Source organism: Aquamicrobium ahrensii (genome assembly GCF_040545755.1).
Classification (GTDB): Bacteria; Pseudomonadota; Alphaproteobacteria; order Rhizobiales; family Rhizobiaceae; genus Mesorhizobium; species Mesorhizobium ahrensii.
In genome coordinates this window covers 372,217-391,694 of the sequence record NZ_JBEPMN010000002.1, presented here as the reverse complement: position 1 = coordinate 391,694, position 19,478 = coordinate 372,217, and the positions used below count along the sequence as shown (strand labels likewise).

24 protein-coding genes are annotated in these 19,478 nt (G+C 63.0%); 5 read left to right on the top strand and 19 right to left on the bottom strand.

What is annotated here, in order from left to right; genetic code table 11:
• Nucleotides 1-22 precede the first annotated feature (22 nt).
• From ABID44_RS04755 to coxB, 6 genes are all read right to left on the bottom strand, one after another.
• On the bottom strand, nt 23-901 hold the full coding sequence (locus ABID44_RS04755; protein WP_354150525.1) for a cytochrome c oxidase subunit 3: 879 nt from the start codon (nt 899-901) through the stop codon (nt 23-25).
• A gap of 1 nt (nt 902) precedes the next feature.
• On the bottom strand, nt 903-1,532 hold the full coding sequence (locus tag ABID44_RS04750; protein WP_354150524.1) for a cytochrome c oxidase assembly protein: 630 nt from the start codon (nt 1,530-1,532) through the stop codon (nt 903-905).
• An 8-nt stretch (nt 1,533-1,540) separates the two neighbouring features.
• Nucleotides 1,541-1,699 (bottom strand): cytochrome c oxidase system small membrane protein, encoded by a 159-nt coding sequence (locus tag ABID44_RS04745; protein WP_354150523.1) that lies wholly within the window; start codon nt 1,697-1,699, stop codon nt 1,541-1,543.
• Between the two features lie 5 nt (nt 1,700-1,704).
• Complete coding sequence (locus ABID44_RS04740) at nt 1,705-2,643, bottom strand: heme o synthase (RefSeq protein ID WP_354150522.1); 939 nt, start codon at nt 2,641-2,643, stop codon at nt 1,705-1,707.
• 74 nt (nt 2,644-2,717) lie between these two features.
• Nucleotides 2,718-4,364, bottom strand: a complete 1,647-nt coding sequence (ctaD, locus tag ABID44_RS04735) for a cytochrome c oxidase subunit I (RefSeq protein WP_354150521.1) — start codon at nt 4,362-4,364, stop codon at nt 2,718-2,720.
• A gap of 37 nt (nt 4,365-4,401) precedes the next feature.
• Nucleotides 4,402-5,268 (bottom strand): cytochrome c oxidase subunit II, encoded by an 867-nt coding sequence (gene coxB, locus ABID44_RS04730; RefSeq protein WP_354150520.1) that lies wholly within the window; start codon nt 5,266-5,268, stop codon nt 4,402-4,404.
• Nucleotides 5,269-5,602: 334 nt separating this feature from the next.
• Between coxB and ABID44_RS04725 the strand changes: the two genes are divergently transcribed.
• A complete protein-coding gene (locus ABID44_RS04725) occupies nt 5,603-6,127 on the top strand; it encodes an invasion associated locus B family protein (protein WP_354150519.1) in 525 nt (174 codons plus the stop codon).
• Between the two features lie 151 nt (nt 6,128-6,278).
• Entirely contained in the window at nt 6,279-7,691 is a 1,413-nt protein-coding gene (tldD, locus tag ABID44_RS04720) for a metalloprotease TldD (RefSeq protein WP_354150518.1), read from the top strand.
• A gap of 6 nt (nt 7,692-7,697) precedes the next feature.
• Here the strand turns inward: tldD and ABID44_RS04715 are convergent, their stop codons facing one another.
• The 9 genes from ABID44_RS04715 to aroC form a co-directional block, all read right to left on the bottom strand.
• A complete protein-coding gene (locus ABID44_RS04715; RefSeq protein WP_354150517.1) occupies nt 7,698-8,207 on the bottom strand; it encodes an RES family NAD+ phosphorylase in 510 nt (169 codons plus the stop codon).
• Nucleotides 8,200-8,571 carry an antitoxin Xre/MbcA/ParS toxin-binding domain-containing protein gene (locus tag ABID44_RS04710; protein WP_354150516.1) on the bottom strand — a complete coding sequence of 124 codons (372 nt, stop codon included), beginning with the start codon at nt 8,569-8,571 and terminating at the stop codon, nt 8,200-8,202. The genes ABID44_RS04715 and ABID44_RS04710 overlap by 8 nt, the downstream gene beginning before the upstream one ends.
• A gap of 78 nt (nt 8,572-8,649) precedes the next feature.
• Entirely contained in the window at nt 8,650-9,891 is a 1,242-nt protein-coding gene (locus ABID44_RS04705) for a class I SAM-dependent RNA methyltransferase (protein WP_354150515.1), read from the bottom strand.
• Nucleotides 9,888-10,652, bottom strand: a complete 765-nt coding sequence (locus tag ABID44_RS04700) for a TlyA family RNA methyltransferase (protein ID WP_354150514.1) — start codon at nt 10,650-10,652, stop codon at nt 9,888-9,890. Before ABID44_RS04700 ends, ABID44_RS04705 begins: the two co-directional genes overlap by 4 nt.
• A 41-nt stretch (nt 10,653-10,693) precedes the next feature.
• The gene (locus tag ABID44_RS04695; RefSeq protein ID WP_354150513.1) at nt 10,694-10,966 is read right to left on the bottom strand and encodes a hypothetical protein; all 273 of its coding nucleotides are present in this window, start codon (nt 10,964-10,966) and stop codon (nt 10,694-10,696) included.
• Between the two features lie 161 nt (nt 10,967-11,127).
• The gene (locus tag ABID44_RS04690; RefSeq protein WP_354150512.1) at nt 11,128-11,379 is read right to left on the bottom strand and encodes an exodeoxyribonuclease VII small subunit; all 252 of its coding nucleotides are present in this window, start codon (nt 11,377-11,379) and stop codon (nt 11,128-11,130) included.
• A 4-nt stretch (nt 11,380-11,383) separates the two neighbouring features.
• Nucleotides 11,384-12,313 (bottom strand): histone deacetylase family protein, encoded by a 930-nt coding sequence (locus ABID44_RS04685; RefSeq protein WP_354150597.1) that lies wholly within the window; start codon nt 12,311-12,313, stop codon nt 11,384-11,386.
• A 106-nt stretch (nt 12,314-12,419) separates the two neighbouring features.
• Nucleotides 12,420-13,511, bottom strand: a complete 1,092-nt coding sequence (ribB, locus tag ABID44_RS04680) for a 3,4-dihydroxy-2-butanone-4-phosphate synthase (protein WP_354150511.1) — start codon at nt 13,509-13,511, stop codon at nt 12,420-12,422.
• Nucleotides 13,512-13,614: 103 nt separating this feature from the next.
• Nucleotides 13,615-14,712, bottom strand: a complete 1,098-nt coding sequence (gene aroC / locus ABID44_RS04675) for a chorismate synthase (protein ID WP_354150510.1) — start codon at nt 14,710-14,712, stop codon at nt 13,615-13,617.
• Between the two features lie 309 nt (nt 14,713-15,021).
• On the opposite strand from aroC, the gene ABID44_RS04670 reads away from it, so the two are divergent.
• The gene (locus ABID44_RS04670) at nt 15,022-15,285 is read left to right on the top strand and encodes a DUF1344 domain-containing protein (RefSeq protein ID WP_354150509.1); all 264 of its coding nucleotides are present in this window, start codon (nt 15,022-15,024) and stop codon (nt 15,283-15,285) included.
• A 27-nt stretch (nt 15,286-15,312) separates the two neighbouring features.
• Here ABID44_RS04670 and ABID44_RS04665 read toward each other — a convergent pair whose 3' ends face one another.
• From ABID44_RS04665 to ABID44_RS04650, 4 genes are all read right to left on the bottom strand, one after another.
• Entirely contained in the window at nt 15,313-15,900 is a 588-nt protein-coding gene (locus ABID44_RS04665) for a histidine phosphatase family protein (RefSeq protein ID WP_354150508.1), read from the bottom strand.
• A gap of 55 nt (nt 15,901-15,955) precedes the next feature.
• Complete coding sequence (gene fabI / locus ABID44_RS04660) at nt 15,956-16,774, bottom strand: enoyl-ACP reductase FabI (protein WP_354150507.1); 819 nt, start codon at nt 16,772-16,774, stop codon at nt 15,956-15,958.
• 97 nt (nt 16,775-16,871) lie between these two features.
• Nucleotides 16,872-17,816 carry a DnaJ C-terminal domain-containing protein gene (locus ABID44_RS04655; protein WP_354150506.1) on the bottom strand — a complete coding sequence of 315 codons (945 nt, stop codon included), beginning with the start codon at nt 17,814-17,816 and terminating at the stop codon, nt 16,872-16,874.
• Nucleotides 17,817-17,904: 88 nt separating this feature from the next.
• On the bottom strand, nt 17,905-18,291 hold the full coding sequence (locus ABID44_RS04650) for an RT0821/Lpp0805 family surface protein (protein ID WP_354150596.1): 387 nt from the start codon (nt 18,289-18,291) through the stop codon (nt 17,905-17,907).
• 122 nt (nt 18,292-18,413) lie between these two features.
• On the opposite strand from ABID44_RS04650, the gene pdxH reads away from it, so the two are divergent.
• Together pdxH and ABID44_RS04640 are read left to right on the top strand one after the other, a co-directional pair.
• Nucleotides 18,414-19,028 (top strand): pyridoxamine 5'-phosphate oxidase, encoded by a 615-nt coding sequence (pdxH, locus tag ABID44_RS04645; protein ID WP_354150505.1) that lies wholly within the window; start codon nt 18,414-18,416, stop codon nt 19,026-19,028.
• Nucleotides 19,025-19,477 carry a hypothetical protein gene (locus ABID44_RS04640; RefSeq protein ID WP_354150504.1) on the top strand — a complete coding sequence of 151 codons (453 nt, stop codon included), beginning with the start codon at nt 19,025-19,027 and terminating at the stop codon, nt 19,475-19,477. The genes pdxH and ABID44_RS04640 overlap by 4 nt, the downstream gene beginning before the upstream one ends.
• Nucleotide 19,478 lies beyond the last annotated feature (1 nt).

The following is a 19,478-nucleotide window of genomic DNA, read 5'->3' as shown; positions in this document are numbered from 1 at the left end:
TCATTCATATTTCGCCTGCGCCTCAGTGGACCGCGATGACGCCGCCCATCGAAGCCCACACATAGATGGTGGCGTAGAGGAAGAGCCACACCACGTCGACGAAGTGCCAGTACCAGGCTGCGGCTTCGAGGCCGAAATGCTGCTTCGGCGTGAAGTCGCCACGGATGGCGCGGATCAGGCAGACGATCAGGAAGATGGTTCCGACGAAAACGTGGAAGCCGTGGAAGCCGGTCGCCATGAAGAAGGTGGCTCCGTAGATGGAGTCCTTGAAGGCGAACGGCGCATGGGCATATTCGTACGCCTGCACGAAGCTGAACAGGACGCCGAGCGCCACAGTGATGGCCAGACCGTTGATCAGCCCCTTGCGGTCGTTATTCAGCAGGGCATGGTGGGCCCAGGTCAGCGACGTGCCCGACAGCAGCAGAATGATGGTGTTGTAAAGCGGCAGGTAGAAGGGGTCGAGAACCTCGATGCCCTTCGGCGGCCAGATGCCTCCGGTATATTCATTGCGCGCGTACTGGACCGTTTCTCCCGGAAACAGGCTGGCGTCGAAAAACACCCAGAACCAGGCGACGAAGAACATCACCTCGGAGGCGATGAACATGATCATGCCATAGCGCAGGTGAAGCGAGACGACCCGTGTGTGGTGCCCTTCATGGGCCTCCTTCACCGTGTCGGACCACCAGCCATACATGGTGTACAGGACGATGAGCACGCCAACCCAGAATGGCCATGGCGAGGCCATGTTGACGCCGAAGACCGGAAATTCGTTACCCTTCAGATACTGCATCCAGAAGACGCCGCCGATGCACATGACCAGCGCGCCCAGGGAGCCGAGGACGGGCCACGGGCTAGGGTCGAGGATATGATAGTCATGTTGTTTCGCGTTTGCTTCAGCCATATCAGCCCCCGAGGTTCTCTTCGGCGTTCGTTGTGGGTTTGTTATCTGTATCGATCGCGCCGGTGACTGCGGAGTCGACCTTGTCGATCGGGAACATTGTGTAGGACAGGGTTATGGTCTTTACGTTCTTCAGTTCCGGCACGTCCACGATATCGGGATCGACGAAGAAGATGACCGGCATGTCCATCGTTTCGCCCGCGGCGAGCGTGGTGTCGGTGAAGCAGAAGCATTCCACCTTGTTGAAATAGGCTCCGGCCGTTTCCGGCGTCACATTGAAGGTGGCGCGACCACCGGTCGGGACGGAAGCGACGTTGGTGGCCGTATAATGCGCCTGCGCCGTCTCGCCGATCTTGACCGTGATCGACCGGTCGACGGGCGCGAATTTCCACGGCACGCCGCCGGCCGTGTTGGCGTCGAAACGGATCGTGATATCGCGATCCAGCACGCGGTCCGAATATTGGGTCACCCGCTGCGTGGTGCCGCCGTAGCCCGTCACCTGACAGAACAGCGTATAGAGCGGCACGGCCGCGTAGGCCATGCCGACCATGCCGCAGAAAAAGGCGACGCAGATCGCCGCAACCCTGCGGTTGCTCTTCAGTCTGGCCTCGTCCTTGTCAGAAGCGATGGTCATGTCCTCCCTCAAAACGATCTGTTGAGAATGGCAGGGCCGAATTTCGCAAGCGTTGCGACATAGAAGATGACGACAAGCCCCGCCAGAGCCAGACCGATGGCGATCGAACGCCAGCGGCGGGCCTTCTTCTGCTTTTCGGTCAGGTCGACCAGTTCAGGCTTGTCCATGGCGCTCACGCTCCGAGGCCCATCAGATGGGCGATAAGCCTGTCACCGAGATAGGCGGCGAAGATCACGAAAAGATAGACCAGCGAGAACCCGAACAGGGACTTTGCAGGCGCCATGACCTTGTCCTCGTCGGACATCGCCAGCACCTTCCACGCATACCACACGAAGCCGAAGCCCAATGCGAGCGACACAGCTCCGTAGAAGAGCGTCGTGTAGCCCAGCAACCACGGCGCCACGCCGATCGGCGCAAGCAGCAGCGCGTAGGCGAAAATCTGGCGGCGTGTCGATGCATGGCCGGCCACGTTGGGCATCATCGGAATTCCCGCGCGCTCATAGTCGCCGGACTTGAACAGGGCCAGCGCCCAGAAATGCGGCGGCGTCCACAGGAAGATGATGAGGAAGAGGATGACGCTTTCCAGGCTGATATTGCCGGTTGCGGCAGCCCAGCCGATCATGGGCGGGAAAGAGCCGGAAGCACCGCCGATGACGATGTTCTGCGGCGTCCAGCGCTTCAGCCACATGGTGTAGATGACGGCATAGAAGAAGATGGTGAAGGCGAGCAGCGACGCCGACAGCCAGTTGACCAGCACGCCAAGGGTCATCACCGACAAAACCGAAAGCACGAGGCCGAAACCGAGCGCCTCCCCGGGCGTGACGCGACCGGCCGGCACCGGACGCTTGGCGGTGCGGCTCATGACCTTGTCGATATCGGCGTCGTACCACATGTTGAGCGCGCCGGACGCGCCCGCACCGATGGCGATCGCCAGAATGGCGATGACGGCGAGCAGCGGGTTCATCGGCCCCGGCGCGGCGACAAGGCCCACAACCGCGGTGAACACGACCAGCGACATAACGCGTGGCTTCAGCAGCGCGATATAGTCGCCAGGCGTCGCTTCCGACATGCGAACCGGCGCATCGTCAATATGTCTGTCGATCAGGGCCATGCGTACTCAACGTCCGATCAATTCCGTGTGGCCAAACCGCCGGCCGGAGCCGGCGGTTCGCATTCAGGTCCGTATCACCGGATGCGGGGCAGTTGCTCCCACTGGTGGTAAGGCGGCGGCGAAGGCAGCTGCCATTCGAGGGTGGTGGCGCCCTCGCCCCACGGGTTGGCCCCGGCGACACGCTTCTTCTGGAAGGCCTCGAACACGCCGAACAGGAAGATCAGCACGCCGATGCCCGCGAAATAGGAGCCGTAGGACGACACCATGTTCCAGCCCGCATAAGCGTCCGGGTAGTCGATATAGCGGCGCGGCATGCCGGCCAGACCCAGGAAATGCTGCGGGAAGAACACCACATTGACGCTGATGAACGTGACCCAGAAATGAAGGTCGGCGATCTTCGGCGAGTACATGTAGCCGGTCATCTTCGGGAACCAGTAATACCAGGCCGCAAAGATCGCGAACACGGCGCCCAGCGACAATACGTAGTGGAAGTGCGCCACCACATAATACGTGTCGTGGTACATGCGATCGAGGCCGGCATTGGCGAGCTGGACGCCGGTCACCCCGCCCACAGTGAACAGGAAGATGAAGCCGATCGCCCATAGCAGGGGGGTGCGGAAGGTGATCGAGCCGCCCCACATCGTCGCGATCCACGAGAAAATCTTGATGCCGGTGGGCACCGCGATGACCATCGTGGCGAAGGTGAAGTAACGCTGGGCGTTCAGCGAGATGCCGGAGGTGAACATGTGGTGCGCCCACACGACGAAACCAACGGCGCCGATCGCGACCATGGCGTAGGCCATGCCGAGATAACCGAACACCGGCTTGCGCGAGAAGGTCGACACGATGTGGCTGACGATGCCGAAGCCCGGCAGAATCAGGATGTAGACCTCGGGATGACCGAAGAACCAGAACAGGTGCTGGTACAGGATCGGATCTCCGCCGCCTTCCGGATTGAAGAAAGCCGTGTCGAAATTACGGTCCGTCAGCAGCATGGTGATGCCGCCGGCCAGAACCGGGAGCGACAGAAGCAGCAGGAAGGCGGTGATCAGCACCGACCACGCGAACAGCGGCATCTTGTGCATGGTCATGCCAGGAGCGCGCATGTTGAAGATGGTGGTGATGAAGTTGATGGCCCCCAGGATGGAGGACACGCCGGCGATGTGGACCGAGAAGATGGCGAAGTCCATCGCAGGCCCCGGCTGGCCGGAAGTCGAGAACGGCGGATACATGGTCCAGCCGCCGCCAATGCCGTGCGCACCCGGGGCGCTCGGCACGAAGAACGAGATCAGCAGCAGGATGAGCGCCGGAGGCAACAGCCAGAAGGAGATGTTGTTCATGCGCGGAAACGCCATGTCCGGCGCGCCGATCATGATCGGGATCATCCAGTTGGCGAAGCCGCCGATAAGCGCCGGCATGACCATGAAGAAGATCATGATCAGCGCGTGCATGGTGGTGAACACGTTGAACATGTGCTTGCCGGCGTCCAGCGCGGCCGCGCCTTCGACGCCATAGACCATGGAAGCGAGACCGTGGAAGATCTGGATACCCGGCTCGGCCAGCTCCCAGCGCATCATGATCGACATGACGCCGCCGATGATACCCGAAATGATCGCGAAGATCAGATAGAGGGTGCCGATGTCCTTGTGATTGGTCGAATAGACCCAGCGAACCCAGCCACGCGGAGCGTGGTGATCGTCATGTGTTTCAGCATGTGCCATTTTCGGCTCCGTTACCTTGAATACCTGGGTTGCGGGCTCAGTTTGCAGCGGCCAGTTTGCCGGCCGCCTCGATCTGGGCGGTCAGCGCCTTGTTGGCGGCGGGAAGATCGCCCTTGGCTGCCGCCAGCCAGCTTTCATATTGCTCAGGAGCAACGACACGAACGGCGATCGGCATGAAGGCGTGATCCTTGCCGCAAAGCTCGGAACACTGCCCGTAATAGAAGCCTTCCTTCTCGACCTTGAACCAGACCTCGCTCAGGCGGCCGGGCACAGCGTCGCTCTTGATGCCGAAGGACGGCACAGCGAAGGCATGAATGACGTCGGAAGCCGTGACGAGCACACGAATCATAGTGTTGGCGGGCACCACCATTTCGTTGTCGACCGCAAGCAGGCGCGGATAGACGGACTTGTCCTCCTTGCCGGAAGCGGCGCGGTCATCTTCCTGCAACATGGCCGAGTTGAACGAGAGCGCGTCGTCGGTCTGGTACTCGTAATCCCAGTTCCACTGGTTTGCCGTCGCCTTGATGGTCAGCTGGGCTTCCTCAGGCGGAGTGTACTGGTTGGTGAGCAACTGGAAGGACGGCACGGCCAGCAACAGCAGGATCAGCACCGGCCCGACGGTCCAGATCACCTCGATCACGGTGTTGTGGCTGGTGCGGGAGGGCACCGGGTTGGCGCTCGCACGAAACCTCACGATGCAATAGCCGAGCAGCACCAGAACCAGAAGCGTGACCGGAATGATGAAGGCGAGCGTATAGCCCTCGAACCAGGCGATCTGCTGCATGATATCGGTTGCGGCAGGCTGGAACCTGTATTCCCAGTCCGACGGCTGCGCCGCCCAGACGGACGCTGCGGAAAGCAATGCGGCAGCGGCGCCGATTCCCCCTGCAATGAATCTTTTCATCGCCCTTATCATCTCCCTTGCTCACGCATCCAACGCGAGAATAATCCAATTGATGCCGGAACGGGAATCCCGGACAGTCGATGGTGGTTCAAACCATACTCTGTTTCCCTCCGCAAGGAAGGACCGGGCTCATCCATGCGGCATTTTTGCGCGCGGCATCGCAGCAATATGCCGGCCTTGATGTAAGCGCATTCTTGCCCCGGGCTGGCCGCACGGGCAAAATAGAGGTGCAAAAACCGCATTATTGCCGCCGCCGGAAGCAATTGGGCGCGTTCGCGTCCTTCCGCTCCGCGCATGTGCGGCTTAAAGTGAGGCGATTCGCAGTGGAGCCGTCATGAAGTCTTGGGTTTCGGGAACCTTGGCGAAGGTCACCTTCCTCGCCGCCTTGCTGGGGGTGATGTCAGTTTCGGGCTTAGCCCTTGCGCAGCAGAACGGCACGGTTCGCTCGACCCATGGCGCGTGGTCGGTGATCTGCGACACGCCCCCGGGCGCGACCGCCGAACAATGCGTAATGATGCAGAATGTGGTCGCCGAGGACAGGCCGGAAATGGGTCTGTCTGTCGTCGTGCTGCGCACGGCCGACAACAAGGCTGAAATCCTGCGCGTGCTGGCTCCGCTCGGCGTGCTTCTGCCCAACGGCCTCGGTCTCAATGTCGACGGCAAGGACATCGGCCGCGCCTATTTCGTGCGCTGCTTCCAGGACGGCTGCTATGCCGAGGTGATCCTTGAAAAGCAGCTCCTGGATACGCTCAAGGCAGGCGCGTCGGCGACCTTCATCATCTTCCAGACGCCGGAAGAAGGCATCGGCATCCCGGTCGATCTAAAAGGCTTCGCGGACGGTTTCGCAGCGCTGCCCTGAGCCGGCGCTTCGGTCGGTTCTTAGCCCTCCCCTCATTGCCGAACGGGTCTCGCGCGCTTACATGGCGGCGAGACCTTTTTGTTCAAGCATCGGATCGCCCTGAAAACCGGGCGTCATTTTCCGGGCCGATGCTCTCGCTCGAGGACATGTCATGACCAGCCTGCTTTCCCAGTTCGACATTTCCGAGGATCATATCCGAACGCTCGTCGCCGACACGCTGCACGGCGCGGACGATGGCGAACTTTTCCTCGAACACAGCGAAAGCGAATCGCTGATGTTCGACAATGGCCGGCTCAAGACCGCAAATTTCAACACCGATCGCGGCTTTGGCCTGCGCGCGGTTGCAGGCGAGGCGGTGGGCTACGCCCATTCGAGCGAGCTTTCCCGTGCCGCGCTCCTGCGCGCCACAGACGCGGTCGCAACCGTGAAAAACGGCCATGAAGGCACGCTTGCCGATGCGCCCGCCCACACCAATCACCGCCTTTACTCCGACGAGAATCCTATCCCCACGCCGGGCTTCGAAGCCAAGGCGAAGCTTTTGCAGGAGATCGACGGCTGGCTGCGCGCCGCCGATCCGCGCGTGCGGCAGGTGACGGCGTCGCTCGCCTCGTCATGGCAGCATGTGGAAATCCTGCGTGGCGATGGGCAGGTTGTGCGCGACATCCGTCCGCTGGTGCGCATGAACGTGGCGGTCGTGGTCGGTGACGGCGACCGTCAGGAAAGCGGCTCCTACGGCACGGGCGGCCGCAGGGATTTCGGTGAATTCCTCACGGAAGAGAATTGGAAACATGCCGCCGGCGAAGCCTTGCGGCAGGCGCTCGTCAATCTCGAAGCGGTTCCCGCCCCTGCCGGCGCTTTCGACATCGTGCTCGCCAACGGCTGGCCGGGCGTGATGCTGCACGAGGCGGTCGGGCATGGGCTCGAAGGCGATTTCAACCGCAAGAAAACCTCAGCTTTCGCGGGCCTGATGGGTCAACAGGTGGCAGCCAGGGGCGTCACCGTGGTGGACGACGGCACCATTGCGGAACGGCGCGGTTCGATCACGGTGGACGACGAGGGCACGCCCAGCGCCCATAATGTGCTGATCGAGGACGGCAAGCTCGTCGGTTACATGCAGGACCGGCAAAACGCCCGCCTCATGGGCATGAAGGCGACCGGCAACGGACGCCGCGAAGGCTATGCCCACCGGCCGATGCCGCGCATGACCAACACCTATATGATGTCCGGCGACAAGACGCCCGAGGAAATCATATCCTCCGTGAAGAAGGGCATCTACGCCGTGTCCTTCGGCGGCGGGCAGGTGGACATCACCTCCGGCAAGTTCGTGTTCGGATGCACTGAGGCCTACATGATCGAGGACGGCAAGGTGACGCAGCCGGTCAAGGGCGCGATGCTGATCGGCAACGGCCCCGACGCCATGCATCGCGTCACCATGGTCGGCAATGACATGAAGCTCGACACCGGCATCGGCAATTGCGGCAAGGCCGGCCAGTGGGTGCCGGTCGGCGTCGGCCAGCCGCATCTGCGCATGAACCAGATGACGGTCGGCGGGACGCAGGTCTGAACGGCGTCACATCCACGAGGCCGCCGATCTCGGCAGCCTGTGATCCGGGTCGATGACAGTGAGTTCGGGCGCACCCTTGTGATTCCAGCGCCATAGCGCCACGCAGGCGCCGCCCGGAGACATGAAGGACGGATAGACCACCCCGTCCCACCCCTGCCGCAGCAGTTTCTCGCGCAGAACATGGGTGGCGGGAACCTCGCCGCGATCCATCATGTCGCGCCATTCGCAAATATGGATCGCGGGCGCTATGCCCAGCGCGTCCAGCGCCTCCGCATCGGTCAGGTCGGCAAGCTGTGCGCCCGTCAGTTCGAGCCGGGCGATCAGCGCCGGATGCTGGACAAAACCCTGATTGTATTCGGCCCAGGCTGTGGATAGTTCCCGCGCCGCATAGATGGTCGGCGCGCCGACCGGATTCCAGCGGCCACCGAAACGGGCCGCTCCCTGGCCTGACAGCGGCTGATGCGCCCATTGGGGCACGAAGGCGCGCCACAGGGTGAGAGGCGCTCTATCAGGCATAAACGCCGGAGCGCACGGCCTCCAGATAGGCGAGAACCTTGCCGGCCTTGCCCTCGCGCACGAGATCGTAGGCGGTCTTGCCGGCCCAGCCGGGTATGGGCTGGTGTTTGAACCAGATCGCGGCGCGGCGCTCGTCGCCCGACATTTCCCCAGCCATGGCCAGTATGCGCACGACAGGGCTCAGCGCCGCATCCACCTTGCGCGCGCCACTCTTGGCGGCCAGCGTGTTGCGGGCGACGCCGATCAGAGCCGCCAGCTCGGAAAGCGTGACGCCGAGCAGCTCAGCCACCCGCCTCGGCGACAGGAAAGGCGAACCGCTCTCGCCAAAGCGTGACGCCTGAATTTCAAGAGCCACGGAGGTCATGATGCATCCTCCTTTCATATTTTGAACGTCTTATGTTCAAAATAAGCGCAATCGGCGCTCAATTCAAGCGCAGCGCGCTTATCGCCTTTTCCTGGGCTTCTCCAGAAGGGCCACCGCCTCGACATGCGGGGACCACAGGAACTGGTCGATCGGCGTCACCTGCCTGAGCCGGTAACCCCCGGTAAGCAAAATGGCGAGATCGCGTGCGAAAGTGACAGGATTGCACGACACCGCCGCGACCAGCGGCACATCGGAGCGCGCGATCTGCCGGCATTGGTCCTCAGCACCGGCGCGCGGCGGATCGAAGACCAGCCCGTCGAAAGCATTCAGTTCCTTGAAGGTAAGCGGGCGGCGGAACAGGTCGCGCTTTTCCGAGGTCACGCGCTTGAGGCCGGGAGCATAACGGAACCCGCGATCCAGCGCGGCAAGGGCTGTGGCCTCACCTTCCACCGCATGAACCTCCGATTTCGTCGCCAGCCGCAGCGCAAAACTGCCGCAGCCCGCAAAGAGATCGGCAACCTTTTTCGCCCGCGACAGATGCTGGCCGACCAGATCGGTCATGGTCTGCTCAGCCGGTTCCGTCGCCTGAAGGAAGGCGCCGGGCGGGAGAGGCACCGCCGCAGCGCCGAACATGATCACCGGCTTCTTCGGCTCGATGATGATCTCGCCATCGACCGACAGCCTTGCCAGCCCGTGATGGATGACGAAATTGGAGGCGATCTGGCGCTGACGCTCGCCCATGCGGCCTGAACCGGAAGCCGCCACGTCCAGTCCCGAAGCTGTCATGGTGACGGTCATATGAAACGGTTTTGGCGTGGCGCTGATCAGGCTGCCCAGTTCGCGCAGCATATCCAGCGCCCCGACGATCTGCGGCAACGCGATCGGACATTCGTCAAGATCCACGATCTGCGTCGACATGTGCCGATTGAAGCCGAGCAGCAAGCCGGCCTCGCTGCGGCGCGCGCTGAGCGTAACCCGGCGGCGCGTATGCGGCGCGCATGGCACGATGTCGTCCACCTCGCAATCGATGCGCGCGCCCTTCAGCGCATGCACGAGTTTGTCGCGCTTCCAGGCGCGATATGCCGCGTCCTCCAGATGTTGCAGGGCGCAGCCGCCGCAATCGCCGAAATGACGGCAGGCAGGCTCGATCCTCAGCGGCGACTTCTCCAGCACCGCCATCAGCGTCGCGCGGTCGCGCTCACGGGCCGCGGTCACCACCTCCCCGGCCAGGGTGAAGGGAATGAACACCTGCCCGGCCTCGGTATTGGCTACGCCGTCGCCCTGAGCGCCCAGCCTGTCGATGGTGAAGCGCGCGCTCATTTGTCTTTCGCCCCGCCCAGCAGGAATTCACGGTTGCCGTCGCCGCCTTCGATTGGCGATGGATGCAGGCCGAGCGCCCGCCAGCCCGGCTGGCTGTCCAGCCAGTCGCGCAAATTCCCGGCGACACGCTCCCCGTCATCCGGGCTCTTCAACAGGCCGCCCTTGCCGATGGCCTGCCTGCCCGCCTCGAATTGCGGTTTCACCAGCAGCACCACCCGCGCACCGGGCGCGGCAAGTTCAAGGGCAGGCGGCAGGGCGATCTTCAGCGAAATGAAGCTGACGTCGGAGACGATGAAATCCGGTTTGCGATCTCCCAGATCGGCCGCGCCGAGGTCGCGGGCGTTCAGCCCCTCGATCGAGGTCACACGCGGATCAGCCGCGATCTCCTCGCGCATCTGGCCATGGCCGACATCAATCGCCGTGACATGGGCGGCGCCCCGCTCCAGCAGAACTTGCGTGAAGCCGCCCGTGGAAGCGCCGATATCGAGCGCTTCGCAGCCAGCCGGATCAAAACCGAAACAATCGAGCCCGGCAATCAGCTTCAGCGCCGCGCGCGAGACATAGGCGCGGGCCGGATCGGCGATCTCGACCGCGGCGTCGATGGCGACGGCTCGTCCGGGCTTCGCGGCAAGCGCGCCATCGACGCGCACGGTTGCGCGCTCGATCGCATCGCGGGCGCGGGATCGGCTGGCGAACAGGCCGCGCTCGACGAGCAATTCATCGAGCCGCAGCCGCCGGCTGGCTGGTGCTTCGGGCTTCATTCGCCTTCATTGGCGAAAGGTGGACGGGAACGCAAGCGCCGTCAGTGCGCCTTTTTGCTTTGCGGCGCAGTACGGGTGTCATCACGATAACGGCCATATTGAAGAACCTTGAGCGGCTCGCGCTTCTTTTGGCCTGCTTCCTGCCAGACGAAAACGGGTTCTTCGCCGGGCGCGAGGCCGCCGCGCAAATTTCCCATCCGCGCCGCCACGATCCCGCGCGCCGCTTCATCGATGCGGGTATCGATGCGCGCCTCGGCGACGCCGTGCGTCGTCGTCGCCATCGCAATTGCCAGACCGTAGAGAACCGCTTTCACTGTCATCCTGCCCTTTGCCGGGGCCAGAGCTAACAGCGCCACGTTGAGATTCGGCCAACCAGAAGGGTAAGCGAAACGGCAAAAAGCAGCGTGAACAGAGAGTTACAAAGGAAGCTGCGCGGGGCGATTCATGCCGCTCATGCGGTGATTCAGTAACGCGTCTATTCTCCGTCCAGCGGCTCGACGCCGGCAGGCTTGCCATCGCGTGCGAGCCTGATCTTCTCCACCTTGTCCTCGGCCGCCTTCAGCAAACGGTCGCAATGGGCCTTCAGCGCCTCGCCGCGTTCATAGATGCGGATCGACTGGTCGAGCGGCACCTCGCCGCGTTCGAGATCCTCGACGATCTTCTCCAGCGCATCGAGCGCCTGCTCGAAGCTCATGGCCTTCACGTCGTCGTTGGCCGATGCATCCATCCGTTTATCCCTTCATCAGGCGGCCGACATGGGCCGCAACCGAAAACGCCAGTCCGTGCAGATCGTAGCCGCCTTCAAGCAGGCTCACGAGGCGGTTGTCGCAATAGCGTGCCGCACGTTCCAGCAAATAGCCCGTCGCCCAGTCGAAATCGTCCTCGGTCAGGTTGATGTCCGCCAGCGGGTCACGATGATGGGCATCGAAGCCGGCCGAGATGATGATGAGATCAGGCGCGAAATCATCGATGCGCGGCAGAATCCGGGTGCCGAAGGCCTCGCGGAACGCTTCCGAACCCGTATCCGGCGCGAGCGGCGCGTTGACGACATTGCCGAACGCGCCGGTTTCGTTGCGCCGGCCGCTGCCCGGAAACAGCGGCAACTGATGGGTCGAGCAATAGAGAACACTTGGATCATCCCAGAAGATGTCCTGCGTGCCGTTGCCGTGGTGGACGTCCCAGTCAACGATCGCGACACGCTCGGCGCCGTGCTTTTTCTGCGCATGGCGGGCGGCGATCGCGGCGTTGTTGAACAGACAGAAGCCCATCGCCGTGGACTTCTCTGCATGATGGCCCGGCGGGCGCGAGGCCACGAAGACATTGCTTGCAGCACCTGAAAACACATCATCCACCGCCGCATTCGCAGCGCCAATCGCCGTCAGGGCGGCTTGCCAGCTCTTCGGGCTGACAACGGTGTCGCCGTCGATGGTGGCGATGCCATCCTGCGGCGTCAGGGCGCGCAGCCGCTCCACATAGCTCTCCGGGTGGGCATAAAGGAGGGTCGCCGCATCGCCTTCCGGCGCCTGGACCCGGTCAAGCGCTTCGAACGGCTCCTCCATCAGAACGCGCTCGATGGCGCGCAGGCGGTCCGGACGCTCCGGATGCCCCGGCGGCGTCAGGTGCTCCAGATAGATCGGGTGGCTGTAGAGGCGCGTGACCATGCCCCGATATAAGGGCATGAAGGACAATTGACCATGTTTTCGCACTTACGAAGAAGTGCGATCAACAGAAACGGTCTTCGCAGGGCCTTTACCGCCCCACAGCCTTTCAGGCGATTTCGGTCTTCGCGATGCGAATGCCGAAGCCTTCCAGCCCGACATAATGGCGCTCACGCGAGGCGATGAGGTTGATCGAGGAAATTCCCAGATCCTTCAGGATCTGCGCGCCCAACCCGATCTCACGCCATTCGCTCTCGCGGTTGCGCGCTTCCTCATGATCCTCGTCCCCGCCGCGATTTCGGGTTTCCTTCTGGCCGACGCCGACTGAGCCTTCCCGCAGATAGACGATGACGCCGCGCTGCTGCGCGCCCATCGTCTTCATGATATCGCCCAGCCGCCGGTCCGTGCCGAACACATCCGCCACTACGTTTTCAGGATGGAGACGTACCGGCACTTCCTCACCATCGCGAATATCGCCGAAAACGATGGCCAGATGCTGCATCGGATCCCACGGCAGCGTGTAGGCATAGAGCCTGGCCCTGCCGCCGGATGTTTCGATATCGGTGCAGGCGACGCGCTCGACCAGCGTTTCCTGCCGCTGGCGATAGGCGATCAGGTCGGCGACGGACACCTGCTTCAGGCCGTTGGCTTCGGCAAAGGCCTGAACCTGCGGACCGCGCATCACCGTGCCATCGTCATTGACGAGTTCGGAAATGACGCCGACCGGCGGCAGATTGGCGAGCTTGCACAGATCCACAGCGGCTTCCGTATGGCCGGAACGCATCAGCACGCCGCCCTCGCGGGCGATCAGAGGGAAGATATGTCCGGGTCGCACGAAATCCGAAGGGCCGACATTGCCGTTGGCCAGGTTGCGCACGGTGAGCGTTCGGTCGTCGGCCGAAATGCCGGTGGTGGTGCCGTGCTTGAAGTCGACGCTGACGGTAAACGCGGTGGTATGCGCGGAATCGTTATCGGCGACCATAGGCGCGAGATTGAGCCGCTTGGCGTCTTCCCGCAGCATCGGCGTGCAGACGATGCCAGAGGTGTGGCGCACGATGAAGGCCATCTTCTCGGGCGTGCAATGCACGGCGGCGACGATCAGGTCGCCCTCGTTCTCACGCCCGTCATCGTCCATGACGACAACGATCTCGCCACGCTCGAAGGCGCGGATGGATTCGACGATCTTCTTCTGGTCGTACATGGGAGGCTCGCTTCGCTCACAAGGGACTGGCAGTAAGGCAATAAGGGAATAGGCGTTCAGGCAAGGACGGACAAGGGCGGGTTCAACATGCCGCCCTGCCGCCCTACTCCCCCACTTGCCCCCGATGGCGCAGGTAGTGATCGGCGATGGCGCAGGCGACCATGGCTTCACCCACCGGAACGGCGCGGATGCCGACGCAAGGATCGTGACGGCCTTTCGTGCGCACCTCCACCTCAGCACCATCCTTGTCGATGGAAAGACGCGGCGTCAGGATCGAGGATGTCGGCTTGACCGCGAAGCGCGCCACGACCGGTTCACCGGTCGAGATGCCGCCCAGGACGCCACCGGCCTTATTGGACAGGAAGACCGGACGGCCGTCGTCGCCCATGCGCATCTCGTCGGCGTTTTCCTCGCCGGTGATGCGGGCTGCCTCGAAGCCATTGCCGATCTCGACGCCCTTGACCGCATTGATCGACATCAGGTTGCCGGCGATGTCCTGGTCGAGCTTGCCGTAGAGCGGCGCGCCAAGTCCTGCCGGCACGCCTTCCGCCACGATCTCCACAATTGCGCCGACCGACGATCCGGCCTTGCGGATTTCATCCAGATAGGCGCTGAAAACCGGCACCGAGGCAGGGTCCGGCGTGAAGAACGGATTGTCCTCGTGACCGATGAAATCCCAGTCCCAGTTGGCGCGGTCGATACCTTTCACGCCCATGGAAACCAGCGCGCCACGCACCACGAGGCCCGGCACCACCTTGCGGGCGAGCGCACCGGCGGCGACGCGCGCGGCGGTCTCCCGAGCCGAGGATCGTCCGCCGCCGCGATGGTCGCGCAGGCCGTATTTCACATCATAGGTATAGTCCGCATGGCCGGGGCGGTACTGGCGCGCGATCTCGCCATAGTCCTTCGAACGCTGGTCGACATTCTCGATCAGCATCGACACCGGCGTGCCGGTGGTGATCATCGTCTCGCCGTCCTCGTCGAAGACGAAGCCGGAAAGCACTTTGACCTGATCGGGCTCGCGTCGCTGCGTCACGAAGCGCGACTGGCCGGGGCGGCGGCGGTCGAGATCCCCCTGAATGTCGGCCAGCGAAAAGCGGACGCCAGGCGGACAGCCATCAACCACGCAACCGAGCGCCGCTCCATGGCTTTCGCCCCAGGTAGTGACGCGGAACAGATGGCCGAACGTGTTGTGAGACATCGCGGAAACCCTGCCCTTCGGGTCGAAGCCGGCGGGGCGGCCCGATCCCGGTATGATCGTGCCTGCGTTCTAGAGCATCGGACCGAAAAGTGGAATCGGTTTTCGGATGGTTCCGCTTCTCAATCAAAGTTTTAGAGCGTCCTTTGTGTCTTCGACCGGACGCACGGCGCTCTGCTGGCGTTTTTTTGCGGTGGTCAAACCGTCATGGCCCACGTCTAAGCTTTGACACATTGGACTGCTTCTGTTCACATCGCCCCGTCTCCGCAATCACCCGGCCCGAAGCCGGAGCAAGAAACAAGAGGACGACACATGCCAATCAAAACCGGGCGCATTCTTGCCGGCGCCGCCGCAGCTCTCATGCTGATCTCGACCGCCGCCTTCGCCGAGCAGGCGGAAGGGCTGATCAGGAAGGTCGACAAGGAGGCAATGACGCTGACGCTGGACGACGGTAAATCCTACAAGCTCAATGCCGAGATGGACGTCGACGCCCTCCAGGCCGGTATGGACGTCGTGATCGCCTATGACGTGACCAACGGTGAAAACGTCATCACCGACATGCAGGTCACGGAGTAAGTCCTACCCCGCGTCCCGGGGCGGTTCTCACAGCCATTCCAGAGCGCCCGCCTGCCAGCGCAGGATGCGGTCCTGCGGAATGGCGAGCGCGCACGCCTCCTCCTTCGTCGCAACTCCGGCGAGGTGGAACAACGCGCGTATCACGCCGCCATGGGTCACGCAGACTGCGGGGCCGCCCAGTTCGCGAAACACGGGCTCAACCCGCTCCAACAGCATCTGGTAGCTTTCCGCCCCTTCGCCAGGCGGCTGGAAATCCCACTTTGCCAGTTCGCGCTCACGCGTCGAACCGGGGTGCAGCGCCTCAAGTTCCTGCGCCGTATAGCCCTGCCAGTCACCGAAATTCAGTTCCTTGAGCCGCTCGTCCATGCGGTAGACGGCGGACTCCAGCGACATTGCGCCACGCAGCAGCTCCATGGTGTGGCGCGTCCTGGCCATCGGGCTGGCGACGAAATCGAACAATTGCGGCTCCGCGATCAGGCGCGACAGGCTGCGGCCGTTTCCCACAGCCTGCGTGCGGCCGAGATCGTTGAGACCGATGTCGGCCTGCCCCTGGAGGCGAAACTCGGCGTTCCAGTCGGTCTGACCGTGACGCACGATATAGACAGGCGCGGGCATGATCTGCGGCGTCCTTTGAAAACCTTCCGAAAAGGCCGGGCGGGAACGGCCGATGTCAGTCCTTGACGGTGGAGATGTCGGGCGCGTCCACGGCCTTCATGCCGACGACATGGTAGCCGGAATCGACATGATGAACTTCGCCGGTGACGCCGCGCGACAGGTCGGACAGCAGATAAAGCCCCGAATCACCCACTTCTTCCGGTGTTACGGTGCGCTTGAGCGGCGAGTTGTACTCATTCCACTTCAGGATGTAGCGGAAGTCGCCGATGCCGGAGGCGGCCAGCGTCTTGATCGGGCCGGCCGAAATGGCGTTGACGCGGATGCCGCGGCCGCCGAGGTCAACGGCCAGATAGCGAACGCTGGCTTCCAGCGCGGCCTTGGCGACACCCATGACGTTGTAATGCGGCATCACCTTTTCCGCGCCATAGTAGGTCAGCGTCAGCAACGACCCGCCATCGTTCATGATGGCCTCGGCGCGCCTGGCGATGTCGGTGAAGGAAAACACCGAAATCTCCATGGTGCGGTTGAAGTTGGCGCGGGTGGTGTCGACGTAGCGGCCATCCAGTTCCTCCTTGTCGGAGAAGGCTATGGCGTGGACGACGAAATCGACCTTGCCGAAATGCGCCGCGACATTTTCGAACACCGCGTCAAGGCTGGCCGGATCGGTGACGTCGCAATGGCCGGCGATGTGCGCGCCGAGTTCCGCCGCCAGCGGCTCCACGCGCTTCTTGAAGGCTTCGCCCTGATAGGTCAGCGCGATCTCGGCGCCATTGTCGACGCAGGCCTTTGCGATGCCGAAAGCGATCGAGCGATTGTTGGCGACGCCCAGAATGAGGCCGCGCTTGCCAGCCATGAGGCCCTGTCCACCCGCCATGTCACCGTTCTCCGCAACTTGTCTGCTTGGGAGCAAGCCCTATCGCACAGGCTCACCCGCGCTTCAAGCTCTCAAACGCGCGCTGATCGACCGACGGTCAGCTCCGACGCTCGCGCATCAGCGCTTCAAGCTCGCCGTCGCCGCCTTCCGGCAGCATCACGCGCACATGCACATACAGGTCGCCATGCCCGCCAGACTTGTGGGGCAAACCCTTCCCTTTCAGGCGCAGCACCTTGTCGGAGCTCGACCAGGCCGGAACATTGAGCGCCAGCTTGCCGGTGGGCGTTTCCACAGGCAGCTTGGCGCCCAGCACCGCGTCACGCAGCGGGACGGGCAGATCGGCGTGCAGGTCGCGGCCCTCCACACGATAGCGCGGATGATTGAGGAAGCGGATCTTGACCAGCGCATCGCCCGGCGCGCCATGGCCCTGCTCCCCCTGCCCCTTGAGGCGTATGGTCTGGCCGTCCTCGACATAGGTCGGCAACTTCACCGCGATCTTGCGGCCGTCGGGGAACTGGGCCGTCACCTTCGGCGTCGTCGCCGCTTCCTCGATGGTGATGCCGAGCTCGACATTTATGTCCTGACCGCGCGGCGCCTGCCGACGACGGTCCGCGCCACCGGGCCACGGACCCTGACCGGACTGCTGCTGGCGAGAAAACGCGTCGCCGAATATGTGGCTGAAGATGTCGTCGCCAAAGGCCTCGCCGCCCTGCCCGGCCGAACGGAACTCAAAATTCGCGCCGCCCGGCCCCTGCTGTCCGCGCCTGAACGCGGCGAAGGGATCGCCCCCGGCCGCGCCCTCGAATCCCTGGAAGCGCGGCTTTCCGTCGGGGCCGATCTCGCCACGGTCATAAGCGGCGCGCTGCTTCTCGTCGCCGACGATCTCGTAGGCCTGATTCGCTGCCGCGAATTGGTCCTTGGCCCCGGGATCGTCCGGGTTCTGGTCCGGGTGATACTTTTTGGCCAGCTTCCGGTAGGCCGACTTGATTTCCTTGGCTGAGGCGTTTTTTGCAACGCCCAGCACCTCATACGGGTCGCGCATGTATCCTGCCTGCTAGACGAACGGTTCTGGTGTCGAGCCTTATATGCGCTCGCATAGGAAGAAATTCCAGAGCCCTGTGCAAAACTCCTCAGCCGGCCTCGAACTCGTCAATGCGCCATGCGCCGGCGCCCAACATGCAGATGCGCCCCTTGTAGAGGGTCACGCCATCGAAGCTTTCGCGCGTGGTGGAGAACACACGACACAATTCCCCCTTGATCCGGGTTTCAGCAATGCCCGAAATCGAGCCGCGCGAACCCGTATCGGCATTCGCCCACAGAACCGGCTGCCCGCCCAGTTCCTCCAGATCGGCCGATGAGGCGGCGTTGCGGACCGTCGTCTGGTCCGCGGCGAAGCCGGCATCGGTGGCCGTGCCGCTATTCGTGGATGGCACATTGCTGGTGATGATGGAACGGTCTATCCCGGCCTTGTCGAGACTGAAGCCGCCCATGCCGCAACCGCCGAGCGACAGAAGCATGACAGCCACGACAGCCTTGACGCTGGCAGGGACCCTTTTTCGGCCTACCCGGTTGTCAGAAGCCTGCGCGCTTCGCCACAATAGCCTGTCTCCGGTGAAAGATAGAATTCGAGTAAAAACTTATGAGTGATGCGAAGTTAACAGACCATGACTTTACACAGGAGGAGGAGCCGTTTCGCCTGTTTGCGCAGTGGCTTGACGACGCCTCGAAGGCCGAAGTCAACGATCCGAACGGGGTGGCTCTGGCCACGGTCGATCAGGACGGCATGCCGGATGTGCGCATGGTGCTGCTCAAGGGCGTCGACGAGCGCGGCTTCACCTTCTACACCAATTTCGAGAGCGCCAAGGGTCGCGAGATTCTCGGCAGCATGAAGGCGGCCATGTGCTTCCACTGGAAATCATTGCGCCGGCAGGTGCGCGTGCGCGGGCCGGTGGAAATCGTCAGCGACGCGGAAGCGGACGAGTATTACGCCTCGCGCCCGCGCGGCAGCCGTATCGGCGCATGGGCCTCGAAACAGTCGCGACCGCTGGAAAGCCGCTTCGCACTGGAGAAGGCGGTTGCGGAATATACTGCGCGCTATGCGGTCGGCTCGATCCCGCGCCCATCTCACTGGTCCGGTTTCCGCATCATGCCGCAAACCATCGAGTTCTGGCACGACCGCCCCTTCCGCCTGCACGACCGGGTCGTGTTCTCGCGCGCAGGCGAGGGTTGGGAGAAAACGCGGCTCTATCCGTGATGCGTACGCTAGAGGCCAGGGCACGCGCGCTTTTCCGGGATTACAGCCAGCGCAGCAACGCGGCCCTGCATGCGCCGGAACGCGCGGATTTAGACGCGCTGGCCGGTGCTTTCGCCGGTCATTTCGTCGGCGCCAGCCCGGCGGGCGTTATGGGTGGCGCGAAGGACGCCTCCTTCCCGGAAATCCTGCGCCGAGGCTTCGAAGCCTATCGCGCCAGCGGCGGAACACGCTTCGAGATCATCAATCTCGAAGTGGAAATGCTGGACGACTGCAACGTCATGGTCCGGGCCGACTGGGAATTCGACTATCTTCGCCCGCGCAACGGGGCGACGGGAACCATCGCTTTCCGCAACATCTATTTCGTCAATTTCGCCGGCGGCGAGCCCAAAATCTTCGCGTGGATCACACCCGACGAGGCGCAGGCCATGAAGGACCACGGGCTGGCGTGAA